2 protein-coding genes and 1 pseudogene are annotated in these 3,290 nt (G+C 75.2%); all 3 read right to left on the reverse strand.

Annotation, left to right across the window (positions count from 1 at the left end; genetic code table 11):
• A pseudogene (locus tag DQW06_RS27535) lies at nt 1-1,036 on the reverse strand (hypothetical protein); the annotation flags it as partial.
• 104 nt (nt 1,037-1,140) lie between these two features.
• The gene (locus DQW06_RS27540; protein WP_198048829.1) at nt 1,141-2,361 is read right to left on the reverse strand and encodes a hypothetical protein; all 1,221 of its coding nucleotides are present in this window, start codon (nt 2,359-2,361) and stop codon (nt 1,141-1,143) included.
• A complete protein-coding gene (locus tag DQW06_RS27545) occupies nt 2,355-3,122 on the reverse strand; it encodes a hypothetical protein (RefSeq protein WP_117199580.1) in 768 nt (255 codons plus the stop codon). Before DQW06_RS27545 ends, DQW06_RS27540 begins: the two co-directional genes overlap by 7 nt.
• Between the last annotated feature and the right edge of the window lie 168 nt (nt 3,123-3,290).

Raw genomic sequence — 3,290 nt, forward strand, 5'->3', positions numbered from 1 at the left:
CCGACGCCGCGGCGTCGGCGTCCAGGATCCGGTGGACCAGCGCCGCCGCGTCCTCGGGGGCGAGCCACTCGACCGCCTCGGACAGCCACTCGCGCACCTCCCGCAGGTCCTCGCGCGCGGGAGCGTCCGCGTCCAGCAGGGACGCCGCGGCCAGCACCGGGAGCCAGTCCGCCAGCGCGCCCTCGCGGCCCGAGGCGTACGGCCGCGCCCGGTGCCACAACACGGCCGCCCGGCGCGTGCCCAGCCGGACCAGGCGATCGGCCACGGCGCGTGCACGGGGGTCGGGTTCGGGGAGCGCGTCCGGCGGGTCCTCCTCCGGGTCGTACACCGTGAACCTGTCGCGCCACAGCGCGGTGTCGGAGTCGGGCGCGACGCCGACGACCTGCACGAGCGCCTCGTCGGGGTCGCCGCAGTAGGTCGCGAACGACAGCAGCCGCGCCCGCCGCGGCGGAAGCAGGTGGCTCAGGGCCGCCACCCAGTGCGCCACGGACGTGCTGTCGGCCACCAGCACCAGCGGGCGGGAGTCGTCCACGGCGTCGTCGACGGCGAGCAGCAGCCGAGCCACCACCTCCGCCGAGCGGCCCCGCACCCACGCGTCGGTGCGCGGGCGGTCCAGCGGGCCGGGGCCGATCTCCGGCTCCGACAGCTCCGGCAGCTCGGACAGGCCGGGGTCGCCGACCGGCTCCTCCGCCCAGAAGTCGGCCTCCCACAGCTCCGCGGGCAGCGGGCCGGACTCCCCGGGCCCCGCGGCCACCAGGCTGTGCGCGAAGTAGTTGCCCGGCCTCCCGGACGGGTCGTCGCCGCTGGAGACCACGCGGCTCACCACCGGCACCCCGCCCACGTCGGGGGAGTAGCACAGGTTGACCGGATGCTCGTCGACGCGCTCGCGGGACCGCGGCGGCTCGTACACGGTGAACCGCTCGACCTCCCTGAGCACCCGGGGGTCCACCCCGGGGGTCGCCGCGTTGAACTGGTACCCGGCGTAACCGGACAGGCCGTGCTCGCACGAGGTGTAGTACAGCTGCGCGAAGCCCATCGGCGCACCCCTTCGGTCTGGTCGTCGCGGGGGGTCTGGTTCTGGGTCGGTGGTGGTTCACGGGGGCCCGGACACCCCGGCCCGGCGGGTCCGCCGGGCCGGGCTCAGGACCAGGACGCCTCGCGCGAGGGGATGACCCCGAACTCGCTGAGCATCCACAGGAACGGGTCGGCGACCCGGTAGGGGCGCACCCCGCCGCGCACGCGGTTGCCCGCGTCGGGGACGCCGCCCAGGGCCGACACCCCGAAGTAGCGGGCGTTGCGGTAGTGGTTGCGCACGTGGCCGTCCACCCCGCCGCCGTCCCACCGGTGCAGCAGCTGCTGGATCTGGGCGTGCACGTCCTGGCTGTCGGACTCGTCGAAGAACGGCGCGGTGGGCTGCGGCCGGTGCAGGGGCGAGCCCTCGTCCAGTTCGCCGTGCAGCGCGTCGATCTTGGTCAGGCACACCGCCATGGGCACCTGGATCAGCCTGTTGACGGCTCCGGGGCGGCTCATCAGCAGGTCGGTGACGCGTCCCAGCATGTCCAGCGGTCGGCTCCGCGCCCTGTCCGGGGCGGGCGGTCGCCCGCCCGCTGCGGCCAGCTGCCGGGTGCCCTCCATCCGGAGCGGATCCAGCAGGAGGATGATCCCGTCGGCGCTGTTGAGGTAGCGCAGGTTCGCCTCCACGCTCGCCTCGGAGGTCAGGTCCTCCCCGGCGGTGTCGAAGAACGACAGCAGCGTGTGCTGCGGCCGCCTGCCGCCCAGCCCCCGGCGCTGGGTGGTGAACCGGAACACCAGCGGTTCGCGGGTGACCCCGGTGCGCCGGGTGGCGCCGAGCAGCCGCGCCTCCTCGTAGAGCGGGGTCTCGTAGTCGGCGTGGAACCGGTGCCGGGTCTGGTCGTCCGAACCCCCCACCGACGCGTCGAACCGGGAGCCCACACGGTTCATCAGCTCGTGGATGAGCACCGTCATGAACACCGTCTTGCCCGCGTCGCGCGCCCCGACCAGGGCGATCATCCGGCTGCGGATCCGTCCGAAGTTCACGGGGAGCTGGGCGTGGCAGGTGGCGCACACCTGTCTGCCGGTGGTCGACGCGCACTCCGGGCACACCGCCCGGGCACTGCGCCCGTCGGCCTCGAAGACCGGCGGCAGCCGTTCGCGCCGCCCCAGGTGGGCGCGGATCGCGGCGTCCTCCACCGGCGCGCACACCCGCCCGTCCGGCCCCGGGCGCCCCGTGCACCGGAAGCGGATGCGGCGCTCGGCGAACCGCGAGTAGCAGTAGGGGCACACCAGGAGGCGGCCCTCGACGGGGATCAGCGAGCGCACGGCGTCCAGGCTCCTCAGCACCTCAACTCCCTCACCGGGGGCTGGCGCAGCCGCACCCCCGTCCCGTCGTCGTCCGCCGGGAAGCACATCAGCCAGCCCTGGCCGGTGCCCCGCGGAGGCCGTACGCGCACCGAGACCCACTCGCCCGCCGACAGGTACTGGGCGGGCAGGACCGCCAGCACCGTCCCCTGGTCGGCGGTGTGCGGCTGGACGGGGCCGTCGGCGTACACCACGACCACCTCGGGCATGGTGCAGTCCTCCTCCGCGACCAGGTGCACCACCCGGTCCCGGCGCAGCAGGCCCGCCGACTCCACGCGGTAGTCGAGCACGGCCCGGCCGGGAACGGTGACGGTCGCGGCGGAGCTCACCGCCTCCCCGCCCTCGAAGGGGACGACGGCGCGCACGTCCACCCGCACCGACTCGGGGCCCATGAGCGTCTCGAAGCCCCCGTCGGAGGAGTACTGGCGGCGGGTGCAGCGCAGTTGGCCGCCGGTCCAGGTCTCCGTGCCGCGCTCCTCGGGGCGCCAGGAGATGATCGCCGCGCAGGCGTCCTCGGGCCAGGTCCACCCGAGCCGGACCGAGGTGTCGAACCGTTCCGCGCGCAGCCCCTCCACGGGCGGGGCCGCGGTCACCCGCACGGAGACGCCCACGACCGCCTGGTCACCCGCCACCGTCACCGCCAGGACGTGGTTGGTGCCCGACTCCAGGGTGAACGCCACCCGCTCCCGTTCCTCCCGAGGGGCCTGTGCCTGGTGCGCGCCCTGTTCCTCGGCCGCGCTCATGCGGTTTTCCGGTACCGCCGTGGCGGCCGACCTGCGGTTCCACGGGGCCGCTCCGGCCGCTGGCGTCCCGGGAACCCGCTGAGTACCAGCGTGGGCGGTCGGCCCGCGGTTCCCGGTTGTTCCGGGGGTTCCCGGCACACCGGTGGGCGCCGTCGTTCCGGGGGCGTG

Origin of the sequence: Nocardiopsis sp. TNDT3, from assembly GCF_003427465.1 — a bacterium.
GTDB lineage: Bacteria > Actinomycetota > Actinomycetes > Streptosporangiales > Streptosporangiaceae > Nocardiopsis > Nocardiopsis dassonvillei.